16 protein-coding genes are annotated in these 23,709 nt (G+C 20.3%); 6 read left to right on the top strand and 10 right to left on the bottom strand.

Annotated elements, in window-relative coordinates; genetic code table 11:
* Positions 1 to 5 precede the first annotated feature (5 nt).
* The gene (locus GJT94_RS01080) at positions 6 to 896 is read right to left on the bottom strand and encodes a homoserine O-succinyltransferase (RefSeq protein WP_168894301.1); all 891 of its coding nucleotides are present in this window, start codon (positions 894 to 896) and stop codon (positions 6 to 8) included.
* Positions 897 to 1,017: 121 nt separating this feature from the next.
* A complete protein-coding gene (locus tag GJT94_RS01075; protein WP_168894300.1) occupies positions 1,018 to 1,593 on the bottom strand; it encodes a NifU family protein in 576 nt (191 codons plus the stop codon).
* A 186-nt stretch (positions 1,594 to 1,779) separates the two neighbouring features.
* Here GJT94_RS01075 and GJT94_RS01070 point away from each other — a divergent pair, with 186 nt between their 5' ends.
* The 6 genes from GJT94_RS01070 to dapE all read left to right on the top strand — a co-directional run bounded on the left by GJT94_RS01070 (position 1,780) and on the right by dapE (position 8,507).
* Entirely contained in the window at positions 1,780 to 2,562 is a 783-nt protein-coding gene (locus GJT94_RS01070) for an inositol monophosphatase family protein (protein WP_168894299.1), read from the top strand.
* A 59-nt stretch (positions 2,563 to 2,621) separates the two neighbouring features.
* Positions 2,622 to 2,906, top strand: a complete 285-nt coding sequence (locus GJT94_RS01065; protein ID WP_168894298.1) for a BolA/IbaG family iron-sulfur metabolism protein — start codon at positions 2,622 to 2,624, stop codon at positions 2,904 to 2,906.
* 53 nt (positions 2,907 to 2,959) lie between these two features.
* Entirely contained in the window at positions 2,960 to 3,598 is a 639-nt protein-coding gene (gene clpP, locus GJT94_RS01060; RefSeq protein WP_168894297.1) for an ATP-dependent Clp endopeptidase proteolytic subunit ClpP, read from the top strand.
* Between the two features lie 57 nt (positions 3,599 to 3,655).
* A complete protein-coding gene (gene clpX / locus GJT94_RS01055) occupies positions 3,656 to 4,915 on the top strand; it encodes an ATP-dependent Clp protease ATP-binding subunit ClpX (RefSeq protein WP_168894296.1) in 1,260 nt (419 codons plus the stop codon).
* Between the two features lie 76 nt (positions 4,916 to 4,991).
* On the top strand, positions 4,992 to 7,325 hold the full coding sequence (gene lon, locus GJT94_RS01050; RefSeq protein ID WP_168894295.1) for an endopeptidase La: 2,334 nt from the start codon (positions 4,992 to 4,994) through the stop codon (positions 7,323 to 7,325).
* Positions 7,326 to 7,349: 24 nt separating this feature from the next.
* Positions 7,350 to 8,507 (top strand): succinyl-diaminopimelate desuccinylase, encoded by a 1,158-nt coding sequence (dapE, locus tag GJT94_RS01045; RefSeq protein ID WP_168894294.1) that lies wholly within the window; start codon positions 7,350 to 7,352, stop codon positions 8,505 to 8,507.
* A gap of 98 nt (positions 8,508 to 8,605) precedes the next feature.
* Here the strand turns inward: dapE and lpdA are convergent, their stop codons facing one another.
* The 8 genes from lpdA to GJT94_RS01005 all read right to left on the bottom strand — a co-directional run bounded on the left by lpdA (position 8,606) and on the right by GJT94_RS01005 (position 23,348).
* Positions 8,606 to 10,018, bottom strand: a complete 1,413-nt coding sequence (gene lpdA / locus GJT94_RS01040) for a dihydrolipoyl dehydrogenase (protein ID WP_168894293.1) — start codon at positions 10,016 to 10,018, stop codon at positions 8,606 to 8,608.
* 56 nt (positions 10,019 to 10,074) lie between these two features.
* The gene (locus GJT94_RS01035; protein ID WP_168894292.1) at positions 10,075 to 11,547 is read right to left on the bottom strand and encodes a 2-oxo acid dehydrogenase subunit E2; all 1,473 of its coding nucleotides are present in this window, start codon (positions 11,545 to 11,547) and stop codon (positions 10,075 to 10,077) included.
* 13 nt (positions 11,548 to 11,560) lie between these two features.
* A complete protein-coding gene (aceE, locus tag GJT94_RS01030) occupies positions 11,561 to 14,224 on the bottom strand; it encodes a pyruvate dehydrogenase (acetyl-transferring), homodimeric type (RefSeq protein WP_168894291.1) in 2,664 nt (887 codons plus the stop codon).
* Between the two features lie 122 nt (positions 14,225 to 14,346).
* Positions 14,347 to 16,266: a DNA topoisomerase IV subunit B gene (parE, locus tag GJT94_RS01025; protein WP_168894290.1), complete on the bottom strand. Its 1,920-nt coding sequence runs from the start codon at positions 16,264 to 16,266 to the stop codon at positions 14,347 to 14,349.
* Positions 16,267 to 16,620: 354 nt separating this feature from the next.
* Positions 16,621 to 17,763, bottom strand: coding sequence for a cytochrome d ubiquinol oxidase subunit II (cydB, locus tag GJT94_RS01020; RefSeq protein ID WP_168894289.1), 1,143 nt, complete (start codon positions 17,761 to 17,763; stop codon positions 16,621 to 16,623).
* A 9-nt stretch (positions 17,764 to 17,772) separates the two neighbouring features.
* On the bottom strand, positions 17,773 to 19,341 hold the full coding sequence (locus GJT94_RS01015) for a cytochrome ubiquinol oxidase subunit I (protein ID WP_168894288.1): 1,569 nt from the start codon (positions 19,339 to 19,341) through the stop codon (positions 17,773 to 17,775).
* Positions 19,342 to 19,451: 110 nt separating this feature from the next.
* Positions 19,452 to 20,627, bottom strand: a complete 1,176-nt coding sequence (gene sucB / locus GJT94_RS01010) for a dihydrolipoyllysine-residue succinyltransferase (protein ID WP_168894287.1) — start codon at positions 20,625 to 20,627, stop codon at positions 19,452 to 19,454.
* A 9-nt stretch (positions 20,628 to 20,636) separates the two neighbouring features.
* Complete coding sequence (locus tag GJT94_RS01005; RefSeq protein ID WP_168894286.1) at positions 20,637 to 23,348, bottom strand: 2-oxoglutarate dehydrogenase E1 component; 2,712 nt, start codon at positions 23,346 to 23,348, stop codon at positions 20,637 to 20,639.
* Positions 23,349 to 23,709: the final 361 nt, after the last annotated feature.

The raw sequence follows: 23,709 nt of genomic DNA, 5'->3' as shown, positions 1-23,709 counted from the left end.
ATCTCTTATTTATAAAATAAATAATTTAACCAATTTAAAAATAATAAATTACCATGACTTCTCCAATTAATTTTAGGTATTAATTTCTTATTATTTAAGGGATAATAATTATGTGGTATATTAACATGTAAGTTATTTTTTGTAGCATTTAAATATTCTTCATTTATTGTTAATGCATCGTATTCCGGATGACCAGTAATAAAGATATATTTATTTTTATTACTTGAAAAAATATATACACCTGCTTCTTCTGAATAAGAAATAATTTTTAAATCAGTATAATATTTTATAAATTTCAAAGAAAAATTAGAATACCTAGAATGAGGAACAAAAAAATAATCATCAAATCCTTGAACTAAAAAATTATTTTTTAATAATATTTTATGTTTAAATATACCTAATAATTTTGATTGATTAATTTTTTTTGGAATATTATATATTATATTAAGTATTGCTTGTACAGACCAACATATAGATAAAATAGAATTTACATGTTCTTGTGCCCAATGTATAATTTTTACAAATTCTTTCCAATATCTTATATCTGTAAAATTAATTAGTCCTAAGGGAGCACCTGTAATAATTAAACCATCATAATATTTATTATATATTTGATCTAAATTTAAATAATATTTATTAATATGATTAATAGATAAATTATTAGAAGATTTATTATCACGTACACATAATAATGATAAATCTATTAATAAAGAAGAATTTGATAATAATCTAATAATTTGATTTTCCGTTTCAATTTTTTTAGACATTAAATTTAAAAAAAGTACTTTTAATGTATTTGAATACTTTTTATATTTTTGGGATCTTATTAATAAAGATATATTTTCTTGTTTTAAAAAATTAATAGCAGGTAATTTTTTGGGGACTATTACAGGCATATATTTTTATTCCTTATTTAAATATTTGAATATATAAATATTTTTTAAATTATTAAATTACTTAATATATATTTTTAAAAACTATAAAATATTTAAATAAAAAATAATATTTTATCGATTATTAATAATAAGATAATTCATTTTTTTTATGTAAAGTTACATCATGTACTTCTTTTATTTCTGGAAAATTACATAATATTTCTTTTTGAATCCAATTTTGAAGAGTATAATTACTCATTGAGCATCCTTGACATCCACCATGAAATTCTATTAATAGAATATTATTAATTGTTATATTCTTTAATAGAACAAATCCTCCATGATTTAATAATTTAGGATTAATTATATTTTTTAAAAAATTATTAATATTTTTTTTTAAATTTAGTGTATTTTTTTTAATTATAATATTTTTTTTATGTAAAACTATAAATTTTAATTTTTTAGATAATTTTTTTTTTATAACATCTATTTTAATATTTTTTAAAAAATTAAAACTATTAAATTTTATAAATATATTTAATTTTTTAAAATTTAATTTAATATCATTATTTTTAATTTTTTTTATATCACAAAAAGCAACATTACCTTTAAATATATTATTTTTTATAAAAACAGAAATTCTAATACATATATTTTTCTCTTTTTTAGATAATAATTCTAAAAAGTATTTCTGAGCTGATTTTGTAATTTTTAACATGATTAATAAAAAATTAATATTTAAAATATTTATATTAAATAATATATGTTTTATTTTAAAAAACAATATATTTAATAAAAAATTTTTAAAAAAATTAATATTTAAAATATTTATTTTTTATTATAAAATAAAAATATTATTTATTTAGTTTATAATATAAAAATGAATATAAATGAGAAATAATATATGCGTTCTCCAATGCTTAATATCGCTATACGTATAATACGTAATATTGGTAATATTATTATAAAAAATTATGAGATGCAGAATGCAAATATATATAATAATAACTATGATAATCGTCTTTTTATAAAAAAAATTAATCAAAACTTAATTAATATAATTACTAAAATATTTTATAATATATATTCAAAAAATATTGTTATTTTAAAGAAAGAAAATTTTTTTATTTTTAAATATAAAAAAACTATATGGATTATTAATCCTATAGATGGAATTATGAATTTTTTAAAAAAATTACCTCATTTTTCTATTTCAATAGTTATTCGTATAAAAGGAAAAACAGAAATTTCTTTAATATATGATCCATTAAAAAATGATTTATTTACCGCAATAAGAGGACAAAATGCACAATTAAATGGATATAAATTACGTTGTGATACATATAAAAAAAAATTTTTAATATTTGCTTTAAATACTAATTATATTTTTTTAAAAAAAAAAAATGTTAACTTATTTGAATTATTTAAAAAAAAATTTATTTCGATAAGAATTAGTGGTTCTATATCTTTGGATTTAGCTTATTTAGCATCGAATAAAATTGATTGTTATATTAATAATGATGTACAAAATTTTAATTATTTACTTGCTGGAGAATTAATAATAAAAGAAGCAGGTGGATTAATAACAGATTTTATTGGACATTACAATTATAAAAATTCTTCAAATATATTAGCTGGAAATTCTAATATTATAAAGTTAGTAATTTCTAATATTAAAAATATTTAATAACATTTTATTTATAATATAAAAAATATATTTTTTGTTATAAAAATTAAAATTTTTGGATGTATAAAATAATGATTATAGAAAAAATAAAAAATAAGATAATATCTAAGTTACAACCTATATATTTAAAAATTAATGATACTAGTAAAAAACATAATCATGTAAATAATAATATAAATAATTTAATAACTCATTTAGAAATTATTATTGTAAGTAATTTATTTACTAATAAATCCTTAATTACTCGTCATAGGTTAATATATCATATTATAGGCAATAAATTTAAGAATATTCATTCATTATCATTAAATACTTATACATTACCTGAATGGAAAAAAATTTAAAAATATATAAAAAATTTAAGATTAAAATTATAAAATTTTATACAAGGATTATAATGTTATATAAAAAAAATAATAAAAATATTAAACAAAATCAAATTCATACAATTCCGATTGTAATTGAACATACCTCTAGAGGTGAAAGATCATATGATATTTTTTCTAGACTTTTAAAAGAACGGATTATTTTTTTAACAGGACCTATTGAAGATAATATGGCAAATTTAATAGTTGCCCAAATTTTATTTTTAGATTCAGAAAACTCAAATAAGGATATATTTATTTATATTAATAGTCCAGGAGGTGTAATTACATCAGGAATGTCTATTTATGACACAATACAATTTGTAAATTCAGATGTTAGTACACTTTGTATAGGACAAGCATGTTCTATGGCTGCTTTTTTATTAGCTTCTGGAAAAAAAAAAAAAAGATTTTGTTTACCAAATGCTAGAATAATGATACATCAACCATTAGGAGGTTATCAAGGACAAGTAACAGATATAGAAATTCAAACTCAAGAAATTTTAAGAATTAAAAATTTTATAAATAAACTTATGTCATTACATACAGGTAAATCTATTGAAACTATTGATAAAGATACAAACAGAGATAAATTTTTATCTGCTCAAGAAGCAATAGAATATGGATTAGTAGATAATATTATTTTTAATAAAAAAAATGTTAATATTTAAATTTATAAAAATATTTTTAAAAAATTTATTGTTTTATTTATTTAAATGAGGTTTGTAATGATAGATAAAAAGGAAAATTTAAATACAATATTTTGTTGTTCTTTTTGTAAAAAGAATCAAAATGAAGTAAATAGATTAATTTCAGGAGGTACATCAATTCTTATTTGTGATAAATGTATTAAATTATATAATAATATTTTAGAAAAAAAAGATATAAATAAATATAATGATTTTTTTAATAATGAAAATTTTAAATTAATAACACCACATAAAATTTTCGATTATTTAAATAAATATATTGTTAGTCAATCAAAAGCTAAAAAAATACTTGCAGTTTCTGTATATAATCATTATAAAAAATTAAATAATTATAATAAAAAAAATAATATACTTGAAAAAAGTAATATTCTTTTATTAGGACCTACTGGAAGTGGAAAAACATTATTAGCGGAAACATTAGCACGTTTTCTTAATGTACCATTTGCAATTACAGATGCAACTACTTTAACTGAAGCTGGGTATGTAGGAGAAGATGTAGAAAATATTATACAAAAATTATTACAAAATTCTGGTTATGATATAAAAAAAACACAGTATGGTATAATATATATTGATGAAATTGATAAAATTGCACGAAAATCAGAAAATGTTTCTCTCACTAGAGATGTTTCAGGAGAAGGAGTTCAACAATCTTTATTAAAGTTAATTGAAGGTACTATTTCTTCTATACCTCCAAAAGGAGGACGTAAACACCCCCAACAAGATTTTATACAAGTAAATACTAAAAATATTTTATTTATTTGTGCTGGATCTTTTTATGGATTAGAAGATATTATCTCTAATAGGATTAATACTTCTAATAAGATAGGATTTCACTCAAAAATAACAAAAAATATTAATAGAATTACAAATAAAGATAAACTTCTAAAACAAGTACTTCCTGAAGATTTAATTAAATTTGGATTAATACCAGAATTTGTAGGACGTTTACCTATTATAGTTTCATTAAATCAATTAGATGAAAAAAAATTAATACAAATTTTATTAAAACCTAAAAATTCTCTTATTAAACAATATCAAATTTTATTTGAATATGAAAATATTAAATTAGAATTTGATAAGAATGCGATTGAAGAAATTGCTAAAAAAGCTATTTTATTAAATATTGGAGCTAGAGGATTAAGATCTATTTTAGAAAAAATATTATTAGATATAATGTATGATATACCTTCAATGAAAAATATTTATAAAATTAAAATTAATAATAAAGTTATTAATAATTTATCTAAACCTATTATAAAATATAAAAAAAATTAATTATAATAATAATATTAACTATTTTATATATAAAAATATATTTTCTAACATGTTATAATAATAAAGAGAGAAATCCATGAATTCTCAGAATTCAGAACATATTATAATACCTGTATTACCTTTACGGGATGTAGTTGTATATCCTTATATGGTAATTCCCTTATTTGTCGGAAGAGATAAATCTATTCGTTGTTTAGAAGCTGCTATGAATAATGATAAGAAAGTAATGTTAGTAGCACAAAAAGAAGCTTCTAATGATAATCCTAGTATTAATGATTTATTTACTGTTGGAACAATTACTTCTATTTTACAAATGTTAAAACTACCTGATGGTACTGTTAAAATTTTAGTAGAAGGATTACAAAGAGCTAAATTAACTAATTTAATAAATAATGATAATTATTTTACAGCACAAATAGAATATTTAGTTTCTCCTATACTTAAAATAAAAGAACAAGAAGTTTTAATAAGAACAGCTATTAATCAATTTGAAGTATATACAAAATTAAATAAAAAAATTCCTCCAGAAGTATTAAGTTCATTAAATAATATTAATGATGTTGCTAAATTAGCAGATACTATAGCTGCCCATATGCCATTAAAATTATCTAATAAACAATTAATATTAGAAATGTCTAATGTTGATAAGAGATTAGAATATTTAATGGCTTTAATGGAATCTGAGATTGATTTATTACAAGTAGAAAAAAAAATTCGAAATAGAGTTAAAAAACAAATGGAAAAAAGTCAAAAGGAATATTATTTAAATGAACAAATGAAAGCTATTCAAAAAGAATTAGGAGAAATAGATGAGCATCCTGATGAAAATGAAATTTTAAGAAAAAAAATAAAATTAGCAAAGATGCCAAAAGAAGCAAAAGAAAAAACTTTTTCTGAATTAAGAAAATTAAAAATGATGTCTCCTATGTCAGCAGAAGCAACTGTTGTTAGAGGATATATAGAATGGATGATACAAATTCCTTGGAATATAAAAAGTAGATTAAAAAAAAATTTATGTAAAGCAAAAAAAATATTAGATCAAGATCATTTTGGTTTAGAATCTGTAAAAGAACATATTTTAGAATATTTAGCGGTACAAAATAGATCAAATAAAATTAGGGGACCTATTTTATGTTTAGTAGGACCTCCAGGTGTAGGAAAAACTTCATTAGGTAAATCTATTGCTAGAGCTACAGGAAGAAAATTTATTAAAATAGCATTAGGTGGTATCAGAGATGAAGGAGAAATAAGAGGACATCGTAGAACATATATTGGTTCTATGCCTGGTAAAATTATTCAAAAAATGGCAAAAGTAAAAGTACAAAATCCATTATTATTACTAGATGAAATAGATAAAATTTCATATGATATGAGAGGAGATCCTGCTGCAGCTTTATTAGAAGTTTTAGATCCAGAACAAAATATTGCTTTTAATGATCATTATCTTGAAATAGATTATGATTTGTCAAATGTAATGTTTGTAGCAACTTCAAATTCTTCTGCACATATACCATTACCTCTTTTAGATAGAATGGAAGTTATTAAAATTACTGGTTATACAGAAGATGAAAAATTAAATATAGCAAAAAAATATTTATTACCTAAACAATTTAATCGTAATGCTTTAAAAAAAGAAGAATTAATTATTAATAATAGAGCTATTATAGATATAATTAGATATTATACTAGAGAATCAGGAGTTAGAGGATTAGAAAGAGAATTATCGACATTATGTCGAAAAACCGTTAAAGCTATTTTAATAGAAAAAAATATAAAATCTATTAATATAGATCATTTAAATTTAAAAAAATATTTAGGTGTAAAAAAATTTGATTATGGTAAAGCAGAAAGTGAAAACTTAATAGGACAAGTTACTGGATTAGCATGGACAGAAGTAGGAGGAGAATTATTAACTATTGAAACTGTATGTATACCAGGTAAAGGAAAATTAACATATACAGGGTCTTTAGGTGAAGTTATGCAAGAATCAATACAAACAGCTTTAACTGTAGTAAAAGCAAGAACAAAAAAATTAAATATTAATACTGAATTTTATAAAAATATAGATATTCATGTACATGTTCCTGAAGGAGCTACACCAAAAGACGGACCAAGTGCTGGTATATCTATGTGTACAGCTTTAGTATCTAGTTTAACTAATAATCCTGTAAAAGCAAATGTAGCAATGACAGGAGAAATTACATTAAGAGGTCAAGTTTTAGCTATTGGTGGATTAAAAGAAAAATTATTAGCTGCTCACAGAGGCGGTATTAATATTGTTTTAATACCGGGACAAAATAAAAAAAATTTAGAAGATATACCAAAAAATATCATTACAGATTTAAAAATTTTAACGGTAAAAAATATTGAAGAAGTATTATTAATAGCTTTACAAAATAAACCATTTTAATATAAAATTTAAAATAAAAATTATATGTTAGAAAAAATAATTAATTTAACTAAAAAACTTGTAGAATGCCATTCTATTAGCCCTATAGATTCCGGATGTCAAAATATTTTAATAAAAATTTTAAAGAAATTAAATTTTAATATTGAATTAATGAATATTAAAGATACAAATAATTTTTGGGCAATTCATAATAATAAATTTATTACTAAAACTTTAGTTTTTGCTGGTCACACAGATGTAGTACCACCAGGAGATGTTAAAAAATGGTTATTTGACCCTTTTAAAGCTATTTTAAATAATAATATTTTATATGGAAGAGGTGTTTGTGATATGAAAGGTTCCTTAGCCGCAATGATTTTTGCGGCTAAAAAATTTATTAAAAAATATCATAATTATAATGGTCGTATAGCTTTTCTTATTACTTCTGATGAAGAAGGAACAGCAACAAATGGTACTATTCAAGTTATTAATAATTTATTAAAAAAAAAAGAAAAATTAAATTTTTGTATTTTAGGAGAACCTACAAGTAATAAATTTATTGGAGATAATATTAAAAATGGGAGAAGAGGTTCATTAAATATTCAATTAAAAATAATAGGTGTTCAAGGACATGTTGCTTATCATGACTTAGCAAAAAATCCAATTCATATGGTAATACCATTACTTAATAAATTATTACTAATAGAATGGAGTAAAAAAAATAATCTATTTCCAGCAACTAGTATGCAAATAACAAAAATTCATTCGGACATAGCAAATAATAATATAATACCAGGAAATATTATTATTTATATAAATTTTCGTTTTAATAATGAAATATGTTATAAAAATATATTACAGATTTTAAACAATATTATAAAAAAATATATTATTAATTATAAACTTACATGGCAATTATCTGGTTTACCTTTTTTAAGTATTAATAAAAATTATATGAGAGAAAAAAATTTAGTAGAAATAGTAAAAAAAAGTATTTATTCAATTAATAATATATATCCATCATTAATTAATGATGGAGGTACTTCTGATGGACGTTTTATAATAAAAACAAATGCACAGATTGTTGAATTAGGTTTAATAAATTCAAGTATTCATAAAATTAATGAATGTGTTAAGATAAATGATTTATATATTTTATATAAAATATATTATCAAATAATAAAAGAAATTTTTCTTTCTTAAAATTATGAAAATTAATTCATATTTAAAAAATATTTATTAAAATAAATATTTTTTGATATAAAATTTTATAATATAAGTATATTTCTTTTTATAAAAAATTATTTATTATTCATAATATCTGTTGCTGATCCTGTATATATTTCTGCAGCTATACCAATAGATTCATAGAAAGTTGGATGTGCATGAATAGTTAATGCAATATCTTCTATATCACATCCCATTTCAATAGCTAAACTTATTTCTCCTAATAATTCACCTGCATTATAACCAATTATACTACCTCCTATAATTCTATTAGAATCTTTTTCTATAATTAATTTAGTTAATCCATCTTCTTCATTAGAAGAAACTGCTCTTCCTAATGAATTCCAGGAAAAAGAAGAAGTTTTATATTTTATATTTTCTTTTTTAGCATCTTTTTCTGTTATTCCTACCCAAGCTATTTCTGGATTAGTGTAAGCTATAGATGGAATAATTTTAGGAACAAAATAATGATTTTTTCCAGCAATAACTTCTGCAGCTAAATGTCCTTCATGAATACCTTTATGTGCAAGCATAGGATTTCCAGTAACATCTCCTATGGCAAATATATTAGGAATATTAGTTCTCATCTGACTATCTACATTAATAAAACCAAAATTATTAATTAAAATTTTATTAAATTTTTTATTAATATAATTAGCATTAGGTTTTCTACCGATAGCTATAAGAATATTATTATATTCTTTAGAATATATGGATTGATTATTATCACTTGTCATATGTACTTGTAATAATTCTTGATTATTATCTATTGATAAAACTTTTGTTCCTAGTATAAAATTAAATTTATTTTTAATATTTTTTTTATAAACATTAATAATATCATCATCAACTTCTGATAAAAAATTATTTGAAATATCAACTATATCTATTTTAGAACCAAAAGATTGATATATTGTTGCCATTTCTAAACCAATAATACCACTTCCTAAAATCATCATTTTTTTAGGAATTTTTTTTAAAAATAATGCATCTGTAGAGTTCCAAATTCTATTATCTTCATAAGGAATAAATGGTAATTTAATAGGACGTGAACCAGTAGCAATAATTGCATTTTCAAAAATAATTTGAATTTTATTTTTATTAATAACATTTAAACAATTTTCTGTTTCAAAAAAACTAAGACCATTTATAACATCTACGTTACGTTTTTTTGCAAGAAAATTTAAACCATTAGTTAATTTATTAATAATATTTTGTTTAAATTTAATAATATTATTAACATTAATTTTCGGTTTACTATCAAATATTCCTTGATGAAAAAGATTTTCATTTTCTTTAATAATTTTTGCTATGTGTAATAACGTTTTAGATGGTATACAACCAACATTTAAACACACTCCTCCTAAATTTTCATAATTTTCTACTATTATGGTTTTTAAACCTAAATCACTACAACGAAAAGCTGCAGAATATCCTGCAGGACCTCCTCCTATTACAACAACTTGAGTTTTTATTATATTTTTCATAAATTAACCTCTATTTAATATAAATATTAATAAAATTAGATTTTAATCTAAAAAAATTATATTAATATATTTCTAATATCAGATATTAAAGTACATATGTAATTTAAAAAATTAATAGCTTCAACACCATTAATTACTCTATGATCGTAAGATAATGATAATGGTAACATAAGTTTTGGTATAAATTTATTATTTTCCCATATTGGTTTAATATTTGCTTGAGATATACCCAAAATTGCTACTTCTGGAGCATTAATTATCGGTGTAAAAAAACTACCTTTAAATTGTCCTAAATTAGATATTGTAAAACAACCTCCTTGCATATCAAGAGGATGTAATTTATTATTTTTTGCTTTATTTACTAAATTATGTAATATTTCAGATAAGTTATGAATATTTTTATTTAAAACATCAAATATTACAGGAACAAATAAACCTTTTTTTGTATTAATAGCTATACCAATGTTAAAATATTTTTTTATTATTAAATTTTCATTAGAATCAGATAAAGAAGCATTAAAATTAGGATATTTTTGTAAAGCATGTGCACATATTTTAATTAAAAAACTTAATAAAGTTAGCTTTATATTTTTTTGTTTTTTATAAAACTCATTATTTTTTTTAACTCTAAATTTTTCTAATTCTGTGATATCAGTTTCAATATGTTGAGTAACATGAGGAATATTTTTCCAATTATTGGATAAATTTTTACTAGAAATTTTTTGTATATTATTTAAAATAATTTTTTCACAAGAACCAAATTTTTTATAAATTGATGAAAAGTTTTTAAAATTATTATTTTGTAAATTATTTTTATTATATTTTAATAAATCTTCTTTAGTAATTCTATTTTTTAAACCACTTGCTTTTATATTTTCTAAATTAATATTTAATTTTCTTGCCATTTTCCGTATAATAGGTGAAGCATGTATATTATTATTAATATTTAAAATATTATTTTTTTTAAAATTATTATTTTTAATAAATGTATTTATTTTATAATCTTTTTGTTTTGTTGATGAAATATACATAAAAATACTGTTAGTGTATACACTATCATTTATTTTTACATTAATTTTTTTAACTATCCCTTCATATAAAGAAGCTATTTCAAAAATATTACTAATATTATTAATTATTATTAATGATTGATTTTTCTTAATTATATGGTTTTCTTCTACTAAAATACTAGAAACTTTCATTTTTTGACTTCCTATATTAGGAATTAATAATTCCTTTAATTTTATTTGATCTTGTTCTAATATTTTTTTAGAATTTTTAATTGAATTATTTTTTTCATTATTTAATATTTCTAGAATTATATCTCCTTTATAGATTTTATTTCCTATAGATACTAAAATTTTTTTGATTATACCTTTTTGGTTAGAAGGTATTTCCATAGATGTTTTATCACTTTCTACTGTAATAATAGGTTGTTCTTTTAAAATTTCTTCTCCCTCTTTTACTAAAATATCAGTAATTTTCATCTCCTCTATTCCTGTATCAGGAAGTATTATTTTTTTATACATATTATCTCTTTTTCTATGAAATTCTAGGATTATTTTTATTTATATTAATGTTATATTTTTTGATAAAATGTAAAACTTTTTTTATACTAATTAAATTTAAATCTAAAAATATATTTAATACAGCAAGTACTACGTATAATTCATTAATTTCAAAAAAATCACGTAAATTTTTACGACTATCAGATCTACCATAACCATCAGTTCCTAATACAAAATAATGATTTGTGGGTATATATTTACGAATTTGCTCAGCAAAAATTTTCATATAATCTGTAGCTGCTACTGTTGGATAATTTTTCATTATACTTGTAATATAAGGAATACGACGTTTTTCAGAAGGATGTAATAAATTCCAGTGATCACAATCTTGTCCTTCTCTAGCAATTTCAGTAAAAGAAGTGACACTAAAAATATCTGAATTGATATCATATTCATTATGTAATATATGTGCAGCTTTAATCATATTTCTTAATATTGATCCTGAACCTAATAATTGTATATGTGTTTTTTTGAGATTATTTTTAACTGAAAAAATTTTATATATTCCTTTACAAATACCATATTTAGATGCTAAATTCATTGCAGGCATATTATAGTATTCATTCATAGTAGTTATATAATAATATATATTTTCTTGTTTTCCATACATTCTTTTTAACCCATCATGTATAATAACTGCTAATTCATATGCATATGTAGGATCATATGAGATACAATTAGGTATTGTTAAAGCATGAATATGACTATGTCCATCTTCATGTTGTAATCCTTCTCCATTTAAGGTAGTACGTCCAGAAGTAGCTCCAATTAAAAATCCTCTTGCTTGTTGATCTCCTGCTGCCCAACAAAAATCACCAATTCTCTGAAAACCAAAAATGGAATAATAAATATAAAATGGGATCATGGGTAAATTATTTGTTGAATAAGAAGTCGCAGCTGCTAACCATGATGCAAAAGCCCCAGATTCATTAATACCTTCTTGTAAAATTTGTCCTTTAATATCTTCTTTATAGTATGTTAATAATGATTTATCTTGAGGAGTGTATTGTAATCCATTTGAATTATATATTCCTATTTGTCTAAATAAACCTTCCATTCCAAATGTACGAGCTTCATCAGCTATAATTGGTACTATTCTAGTATTAATATTTTTATTTCTAAGTAAAATATTTAATATACGTACAAATGCAATTGTTGTAGATATTTTATTTTGTTTTTTAAATAGAATTTTAAAATCTTCTAATTTAGGTAGAATTAATTTCTCCGTAAAATTAATTCTTCGGAATGGAATATATCCTCCTAATTTTTTACGTTGTTTATGTAAATATTGATATTCTAAAGAATTTTTTTTAAAAGAAATATAAGGTAATTTATGTAAATCTTCATCATTTATAGGAATATGTAAATTATTACGTATATATTTAATTGTATTAATATCGATTTTTTTAATTTGATGGGCAATATTTTTGCTTTCAGCTATTTTACCTAAACCAAAACCTTTTATTGTATGAAATAATATTACTATAGGTTTATTTTTAATTTTGTAAGCTTTTTTAAAAGCTGTATAAATTTTTTTAGGATCATGACCTCCATAATTTAACAGTTCTATTTCTCTATCAGTTAAATTTTCAACAAGTTTTAATGTTTCTGGAAACTTTCCAAAGAAATTTTTTCTAATATAAGATCCATTTTTAGAATTAAAATTTTGAAAATCTCCATCTAAAGTATTATTCATTAATTGAATTAATTTACCAGTTTTATCTTTATATAATAAATTTTCCCAAGTATCTCCCCAAATAACTTTAATAACTTCCCATCCGGCTCCTTTAAAAAGACTTGATAATTCATTAATAATTTTACCATTTCCATATACAGGTCCATCTAATCTTTGTAAATTACAATTTATTACAAAAATTAAATTATTAAGTTTTTCTCTTGAAGCTATATTTAAAACTCCTTTAGATTCTGGTTCATCCATTTCTCCATCACCTAAAAATGCAAAAATTTTTCTATTTGTTTTTTTTTGTAATTCTCTATTTTCTAAATATTTAATAAATTTTGCTTGATATATTGCAGATATTGCTCCTAATCCCATAGATACAGTAGGAAATTGCCAAAAATTAGGCATAAGTTTAGGATGTGGATATGATGATAAACCTTTACCAAATACTTCTTGACGAAAATTATTTAAATAACTAGGATTTATACGTCCTTCTAAAAATGATCTAGCATATATTCCAGGTGATATATGTCCTTGGAAATAAATAATATCTCCATTATCTTTATTATTATATGCTTTAAAAAAATGATTAAAACAAACTTCATAAATATATGAAGATGATTGATAAGAAGAAATATGACCACCTAAATCTAGATTTTTTTTAGAAGCTCTTAAAACAATCATTATTGCATTCCATCTAATAAAAGATCTTATTTTTTCTTCTAAAATTAAATTTCCAGGATATATATTATCTTTTTCTCTAGAAATAGAATTTACGTAATTGTTATCATGTATATTAAAAATAATTCCTTTATTATTAAGATGTGTTATAGTTTTTTTTAATAAAAATTTAGCTCTTTCAATTCCTTCTTCTTCTATTACAGAATCTATTGATTGTATCCAATCACTTGTTTCAATTGGATCCACGTCATTATAAAATATATAATTATCTGACATGGTTATTATTCCTTATTTTAATAAAAATTAAATAATATATAATTGAATTTTATTTATTTATTTTACTTTTGTAATTAATTTTTTAAAAAAAATATTATTTATAATTTTATAAATATTTTTTATTAAATATTTATTATTGTTGTAATATCACCTTTTTTTTGTAACCATTTACGACGATCTTCTGCTCTTTTTTTTGCTAATAACATATCCATAATAGAAAATGTTTTTTTTATTTCTTTTTCAGTATTATTTATTATTAATTGTATTAATCGGCGACTAATGGGATTAAAAGTTGTTTCTCTTAATTGTGTGGGATTCATTTCACCTAATCCTTTAAATCTTTGTACATTTGTTTGTTTATTATTATTTTTACTATTATTTTGTTTTAAAATTTTGCTTTTTTCATTTTCATCTAAAGCATAAAAAGTTTTTTTCCCTATATCTATACGATATAAAGGGGGCATTGCAACATAAATATGTCCTTTTTTTACTAATGGTAAAAAATGTTTTATAAATAAAGCACATAATAAAGTAGCAATATGTAATCCATCTGAGTCAGCATCTGCAAGAATACAAATTTTGTTATATCTTAATTTTTTTAAATCTTCATTATTAGGATAAATTCCTATTGCTAAAGAAATATCATATATTTCTTGTGAAGATAAAATTTCTTCAGAATTTATTTCCCATGTATTTAAAATTTTTCCTTTTAATGGCATAACAGCTTGAAAATTTTTATTTCTTGCCTGTTTTGCTGATCCTCCTGCAGAATCACCTTCTACTAGAAAAAGTTCTGTTTTTTTTTTGTCATGAATAATACAATCAGATAATTTGCTAGGTAAAATTGAATTTGTATTATAATTTTTTTTTTTTATAAATTTTTTAGATTCTCTAATACGTTTTTGAGCATTTGTAATAAAAATATCAACTAAAACTGTACTTATTTTAAAATTTTGATTTAACCATATAATAAAAGCATCTCTCACTATGTTTGCAACAAATACAGTACATTGTCTAGAAGATAAACGTTCTTTTGTTTGTCCTGTAAATTGAGGATCTTGAATTTTAATAGACAAAACATAAGAACATTGATTCCAAATATCTTCTCCTAATAATCTTATATTTCTAGGTAATAAATTATGAAAATTACAAAAATGACGTATTGCATCTAATAATCCTAGACGTAATCCATTTACATGTGTACCGCCATAAGTAGTAGGAATTAAATTAACATAACTTTCAGTAATAATATTATGATTATTACTTGTATTCCAAAATAATGCCCAATTTAAATGTTTAGTTTCATTAAAATATTTACCTACAAAGGGTGAAACTGGAATAGTAATTATATTTTTTAATGAATTAATTAAATATTCAGATAATCCATTTTTATAATTCCAGCAATAATTATCTTTATTATTTTTATTAGTAAAATATACTGTTAAATTCGAACATAAAACTGCTTTTGCTTTTAATAAATTAATTAAACTAGAAACTAAAAAAGTATGATGTTCAAAAAATTTTTCATTTGGCCAAAATCTAATTTTTGTTCCATTTTTTTGACTATTTATATTTTCATAAAAATTTAAGTTTTGTATTTTATATCCATTTTCAAAAATTATTGTATAAATTTTTTTTTTATGAAAAATACTAACTTCTAATCTTTTAGATAAAGCATTTACAACGGAAATACCTACACCATGTAATCCTCCAGAAAAATTATAATTTTTATTAGAAAACTTTCCTCCAGCATGTAAACGACATAAAATAAGTTCAATAGCAGGAATCCCCTCTTGAGAATGTATATCAATAGGCATTCCTCTGCCATCATCAATAACTTCTAATGATTGGTCTTTATATAAAGTAACAAAAATATTTTTTGCATAACCTGCTAATGCTTCATCTACACTATTATCTATTACTTCTTGAGCTAAATGATTAGGTCTAGTAAGATCAGTATACATCCCAGGTCGGCGTTTTACAGGATCTAATCCTTCTAAAACTTCTATAGAATCAGCATTATATTGATTTAAATGGTTCATTTTATTAAGTATATAATAATTTTATATTTAAAATATAAAAAAAATCCATTTTAAGTCAATTGATTTTAACAAATATTTATTTTATAAAGAAATAATCTAATATTATCTATCATATTATTTTAATATATAAAGTAAAAACTCAATATTTTTTATTATAACATATTTTCCTTTAAAAAATATAAACTATTTTTTTGTTATTTTAATATTAAATAATCTTAAAATATTTATTTTTATATTTTTTTATATTCTTTTTTTAAGGTTATTATAATAGTAAGAATAGATGAGAATAATATCATTAATAACCATATTAAATACCACATGAATTTATATCCATTTTAAAATTTTAAATAATTTTTAATAAAAAAAATCAGATTTTTTTTTAATTTCTTCTTTATTAATATAAAAAAACATTTTTTTATAACACCAAAAAGTATAAGTTAAAACAATAGGCATAAATATAATTACTACATATAACATTATATTTAATGTTAGCTGACTTGATGTAGAATTCCAAATAGTTAAACTTTGATAGTATTTTATATTTGAAGGAATAATAAATGGAAACATTATAATCCCGATAGTTGATATCATACTAATAATAGTAAAAATAGAAAAAATAAATGTTATTATTTTTTTTTTATATATAGATGCTAAAATTATTAAAAATGGTAAAATAATACTTATTATAGGTATTAAATATAAGTATTTAAAATTTTGAAAATTATTCATCCATGCTTTTTTTTCATATAAAATACTATTATTTTTATAAATTATACTTGTTTTTTGATTAATAAGAGTATTAATTTTATAACCTTTTATAAAAAACAAAATATTAATAAATGATAAGGTAAAAAAAATTATTAATAATATGGAAGATATTTTTAAAATTAAATTTAATCTATGATTAATAACAAAATCTTTTATTCTTATTTGTAAATAAGTAGCAGCATGATTTATAAATAAAATTATAGTTGTTATACTAATCATAATACTAGATAAATTAAATAATTTTAAAAAATGTCCTTTAGAATAAATATGATAATATTCATCAATATAAAAAGGGATACCTTTTAATATATTACCTAATGCTATTCCAATTATTGCGGGAGGTATTATACTTCCTATGGAAATAAATATATCACATGTTTTTTGCCATATTTTATTTTTAATTTTAGATCTATATTCAAAACCTATAGGTCGTAAAAATAATGATATTAATAGTAATATCATGGCTATATAAAAATGAGAAAATATTGTCGCATAAACAATAGGCCATGCTGCAAATAATGCCCCTCCAGTTGTAATTAACCATACTTGATTACCATCCCAATGAGGAGCAATAGTGTTTATCATAATTCTACGTTCAAGATTATTTTTACCTATTATAAATAATAATATCCCAACCCCCATATCTAATCCATCAGTAATTATAAATCCTGTAATTAATATACTAATTATTATTGACCAAATTAAACATAAAAATTCGTAATTTAACATTAAAATAACCTAATTAATTTTTTTTTTTTTAATATTTTTTTCAAAAAAGTATTTACCAGTTTTTAAAATACTTGGTCCTATACGAGATATTTTATACATTAAATATAATTCTATTATTAATAAAATTGTATAAAAAATAAAAATTGTTATTAATGAAAATAATACTTCTGCTAATTGTAACGAAGATCCAGCCATATATGTAGGTAATATATCTTTTATAGCCCAGGGTTGTCTACCATATTCAGCAACAAACCATCCTAATTCAGAAGCAATCCATGGTAAAGGAATTATATATAAACATATTTTTAATAAATATTTTTTTTTTTCAATATTATTTTTTATAATACTATAATAGAAAACTATTATTAATATAATTAATAAAATAAAACTAGATAAAACCATAATTCTAAAAGAAAAAAATAAAGGACTTATCATCGGAATTGACATTTCAGCAACTTTTTTTATTTGTAAATTATTTATATTATAAATATCTTTATAATATTGTTGAAATAAAAATCCATATCCTAAATATTTTTTGTTTTTATTAAATATTTTTATATTGTTTATTTTTAAATCTCCATTTTTTATTTTTTTAAGAACAGTTAATGCTTTTAGTCCATTTTTAATTTTTAATTCATTGTTTTTAATTAAATCTTTTATACCTAAAATAGGTATTTTAGATGATCTTGTAGCAATTATACCTAGTAAATATGGAATTTTTATAGAATATTGATTTAATTCTTTTTTTTGATTAGGTAAACATATAATATTAAATGCTGCTGGTGGTTTTTGAGTTTCCCATTCTGCTTCAATAGCTGCTAATTTGGTTTTTTGTGTATTTTTTAATTGATAACCTGATTCATCTCCTAATATTATTACTGAAAGAATAGAAAATAAACCAAAACAAGAAGATATAATTATAGAATTTTTAGAAAATTCTATATCCCTTTTCTTTAAAAGATAATATGAACTAATTCCAATAATAAAAATTGAACCTGTTGTATAACCAGCAGTTATAGTATGAAAAAATTTTACTTGTGCTGTAGGATTAAAAATTAATTTCCAGAAATTATTCATTTCCATTCGCATACTTTGATAATTAAAAGAAGATGCAATAGGATTTTGCATCCATCCATTAGCGATTAAAATCCAAAGAGCAGATAGATTAGATCCGATAGCAACTAACCATGTTACAAATAAATGTTGTGTTTTATTTAAACGATCCCATCCTAAAAAAAATAGACCTACGAAAGTTGATTCTAAAAAAAATGCAACTAAACCCTCTATAGCTAGAGGTGCCCCAAAAATATCTCCTACATAATGAGAATAATATGACCAATTTGTTCCAAATTGAAATTCCATAGTTAAACCTGTTACTATTCCTAAGGCAAAATTAATTCCAAATAATTTCCCCCAAAATTGTGTCATATCTCTATATATTCTATTTTTAGATACAATATATATTGTTTCCATTATAGCTAATAAAAAAGAAAGTCCTAATGTTAATGGTACAAATATAAAATGGTACATTGCTGTTAATGCAAATTGTAATCTTGATAAATCAATAACATTAAACATTATAAATCCTTATATATTTAAAAATATTTATAATATTTTTTAAAATAAAATATAAAATATTTTAATTACTTTTTGTTAAAAAAATTTTAATAATAAATTTTATATAAAATTTATAAAAATAATTTTATAGGATCTTCCAACAACGTTTTTACTAACATAAGAAATCCTATAGCATCTTTTCCATCTATTAATCGATGATCATATGATAAGGCTAAATACATCATAGGCATAATACATATTTTATTTTTTATAACAATAGGCCTGTCTTTAATAACATGCATACCTAATATAGCACTTTGTGGTGGATTAATAATAGGTGTTGACATTAAAGAACCAAAAACTCCTCCATTAGTAATGGTAAATGTCCCACTGACTAAATCTTCAACAGATAATTTGTTTTTATTACTTTTTATAATTAATTTTTTAATTTTTTTTTCAATATCTATTAATGATAATTTATTTGTATTATAAATAATAGGTGTAATTAAACCTCTTTCTGTTGCAATTGCAATATTGATGTTATAATTATTATTATAAATAATATCTTCTCCATCAATAAATGCATTAATTTTTTTAAAATATTTTAATGCTTGCGTAATTGCTTTAATATGAAAAGAAGTAAATCCTAGTTTAATATTATAAGTATCATAAATAAAACTTTTATATTTATTTTTTATATTAATAATTTTTTTCATATTAACTTCATTAAAAGTTGTTAACATAACTGTATTATTTTTCGAATCCATTAATTTTTTAGAAATATATTTTCTTATTGGACTCATTTTTTTTTTTTCAAAATTATTATTTTTAAAAAATTGTTCTTTATTTTCTTTTATATTATTTATATTTTTATAATTTAAGTTAATTTTATTATCAAAATTATTTAATTTTTTTATTGAAAAATTTTTTTTTTTTATATTCCTTCTTATAGAAGGACTAAAATTATTTAATTTATTTAAAAATTTTTTTTGATTTTTAATAGAATTAAAAAATTCTGAGTGTTTAATAATATTTTTATTATTATTTTCTTTATTTTTTAAAAATTTTACTTTTTTTAAAATACCTATAATTTGTTGTGATTTTACTTTTTCTCCTTGTTTAATTAAAATTTTTTCTAGAATACCATCAATAGTTGATGGTATTTCTAATACTACTTTATCTGTTTCTAATTCTAAAAGAATATCATCAATTTTTACTTTTTCTCCTGGTTTTTTATACCATTTAATTATAATTGCATTATTTATTGATTCAGGTAATTCAGGAACAATAATATTAATGTTATCCATTTTTTATCCTTATAAACTAATTTTTTTATTTTTATTAATATTAAAAACAGAATTTATTATTTTTTGTTGTTGTTTTTTATAAATAGTAAAGTATCCTGTTGCAGTTGAAGCAGATTTGTTTCTTCCGATGTAATTAATATTACAATCTAATTTATTTTTAAAACAATTTTGTATATATATCCATGCTCCTTGATTTTTAGGTTCTTCTTGACACCAAAAAAATTTTTTTACTATTGTATATTTTTTAATTATTTTTTGTAATTTTTTTTTTGGAAATGGGTATAATTGTTCTATTCTAATAATAATATTATTATTATTTTTTGTAATATTTCTATGTTCTAATAAATCATAATATATTTTTCCAGAACAAAAAATAATATGTTGAATATTTTTCATATTTATTTGTATATCTATTTCATCTATAATTAGTTTAAAATAATTATTTACAAAATTTTTTAATGAAGAACAAGCTAATGGATGTCTTAAAAGAGATTTTGGAGAAATTATAATAAGTGGTTTTTTTATAGAATTGAATGCATGTTCACATAATAAATGATACATTTGAGCTGCATTAGAAGGAATACAAATTTTCATATTTTTTTCAGCACATAATTGTAAAAATCTTTCTATTCTTGATGATGAATGTTCTGGTCCTTGTCCTTCATGTCCATGTGGAAGAATAATTATTAATCCACTTTTATAATTCCATTTCTTTTCTCCAGAACTAATAAATTGATCTATAATAATTTGTGCTCCATTAATAAAATCACCAAATTGTGCTTCCCATATTGTTATAATATTATTTAAAGAATAACCATATTCAAAACCTAAAACTGCTTCTTCAGATAAAATAGAATTATAAATATAAAAATTACCTTGTTGTAATTGAATATTTTTTAAAGGTATATATGAAATTCCATTGTTTTGATCATATATAACAGCATGTCTATGAGAAAAAGTACCTCTTTTAATGTCTTCTCCTGATAAACGACAAGATATTCCTTGAGTTAAAATATTTGCATATGCTAAACTTTCTGCTGCACCCCAATCTAATTTTTTTTCTTCTTTACTCATCATAATTCTATCTAAATAAATTTTTTTTACTATAGGATGAATATTAAAATTTTTTGGGAAAGTACTAATTTTAAAAAGTAATTTTTTTAATTCATTAATTTTTATATTCTTATATATTTTTTCTTTATATTTTTCTTTAATAAAAATATTATATGTTTTAATAAAGCATTTATTTTTATTAAATAAATTTTGATATTTTTGATATAAATCTATTTTTTTTTGATTATTTATAATATTTTCTGATAATAATTGATGAAAATATAAATCTTGTATTTTTTTATGATTTTTAATATAACTATACATTAGTGGTTGTGTGATAAATGGGTCATCTATTTCATTATGACCATGTCTTCTATATGAAACTAGATCAATAAAAACATCTTTATGGAAGATATTTCTATAATTAATTGCTAATCTTGTTATAAATATAACACTTTCTAAATCATCGGCATTTACATGAAAAATAGGACATTGAATCATTTTTGCTATATCAGTACAGTAATAACTAGATCTCATATCGATAATTTTAGATGTAGTAAAACCAATTTGGTTATTAATAATAATATGAATAGTACCATCAACTCTATATCCTCTAGTTTGAGATAAATTTAAAATTTCTTGTATTACCCCTTGACCACTAAAAGATGCATCGCCATGTATACTAATAGGTAAAATATAAGTATGTTTTTTTTTTAAAATATCATTTTGACATCTAGCTATACCCATAGTAATACTATTAATGATTTCTAAATGAGAGGGATTAAATGCTAATTGTAATTCTATTTTTTGTTTGTTTATTTCAATAATAGAAGAATAACCTAAATGATATTTTACATCATCTATATTATTTTCTTTAAATAAAATATTTGAAAATTCATTAATTATATCTTGAATTTTTTTACCCATTATGTTTACTAAAAAATTTAATCTACCTCTATGTGCCATACCAAAAATTATTTTTTTTGTTTTATTTTTTAATGTACTTGTATAACGGATTATTTCTTTAATTAAAGGAATTAAAACATCACAACCTTCTAAAGAAAATCTTTTAGCTCCTGGAAATTTTTTTCCTATATTTTTTTCAAAAATTTCTGTTGCAATTAATTCTTCTAAAAACATTCTTTTTTCTTTTAAATGAAACTTGCATTGTGTAAATTCTATATTTTTTTGTATCCAATATTTTTCATTATCTAATAAATGAGCATATTCTATACCTATAGAATGACAATATTTTTTTTTAAAAAAATCATAAATATCAATTATTTTTTTATTTTTAACTAAATTATTTAATGTAATTTTTTTTTCTAAATCTTTTTCATTAAAATAATAATTTGGTAATTGTAAAATATTATTTAATTTTTTTTTATTTAAAATTAATGGATTTATATTTGCATCATAATGTCCTAAATTTCTAAAATTATTTATTAATTGATTAATTTTTTCTATTAAAATTTTTTCTTTATAAAAAAATTTTTTTTTTAATTTATCATTTGTATCTAAATTTTTATTTTTTTTCTGAAAATTTATAAAAATATCATACCAATCTTTATTTACAAAATTAGGATTTATTAAAAAATTTTGATATAATTTTTCAATATATAAAATATTTTCATATGAAATATTTTTTTTAAAATAATAATTATTCATGATAATCTCGAATTTAAATAAAATAATACTTATTTTATTTTTAAATAATATAAAAAAATATATATTAATATATGAAAATATAATTTATAAAAATATTTTTGTAAAATATTTAAAATAATTAATTAATTATATAAAACTAATTTTCTAAAATATTATTTTGATTAAAATGAATAATTATATAAATAATTATTTAATAAATTTATTAAAATTACAAAATTATATGATAAGTATCATACTAGATTTTTAATATTAAAAAGAGATAATAAATAAAAAAAATTTAAGTTTAAAATTTTATATAAATAAAATAAAATTATAAATAATATTAATAAATTACAAATATTTTTTATAAATGAATAATAAA

It is taken from the genome of Enterobacteriaceae endosymbiont of Donacia cinerea, from assembly GCF_012569925.1.
Lineage (GTDB): Bacteria > Pseudomonadota > Gammaproteobacteria > Enterobacterales > Enterobacteriaceae.
The sequence above is the reverse complement of the archived record's forward strand: the minus strand, read 5'-3'. Positions and strand labels throughout refer to the sequence as shown.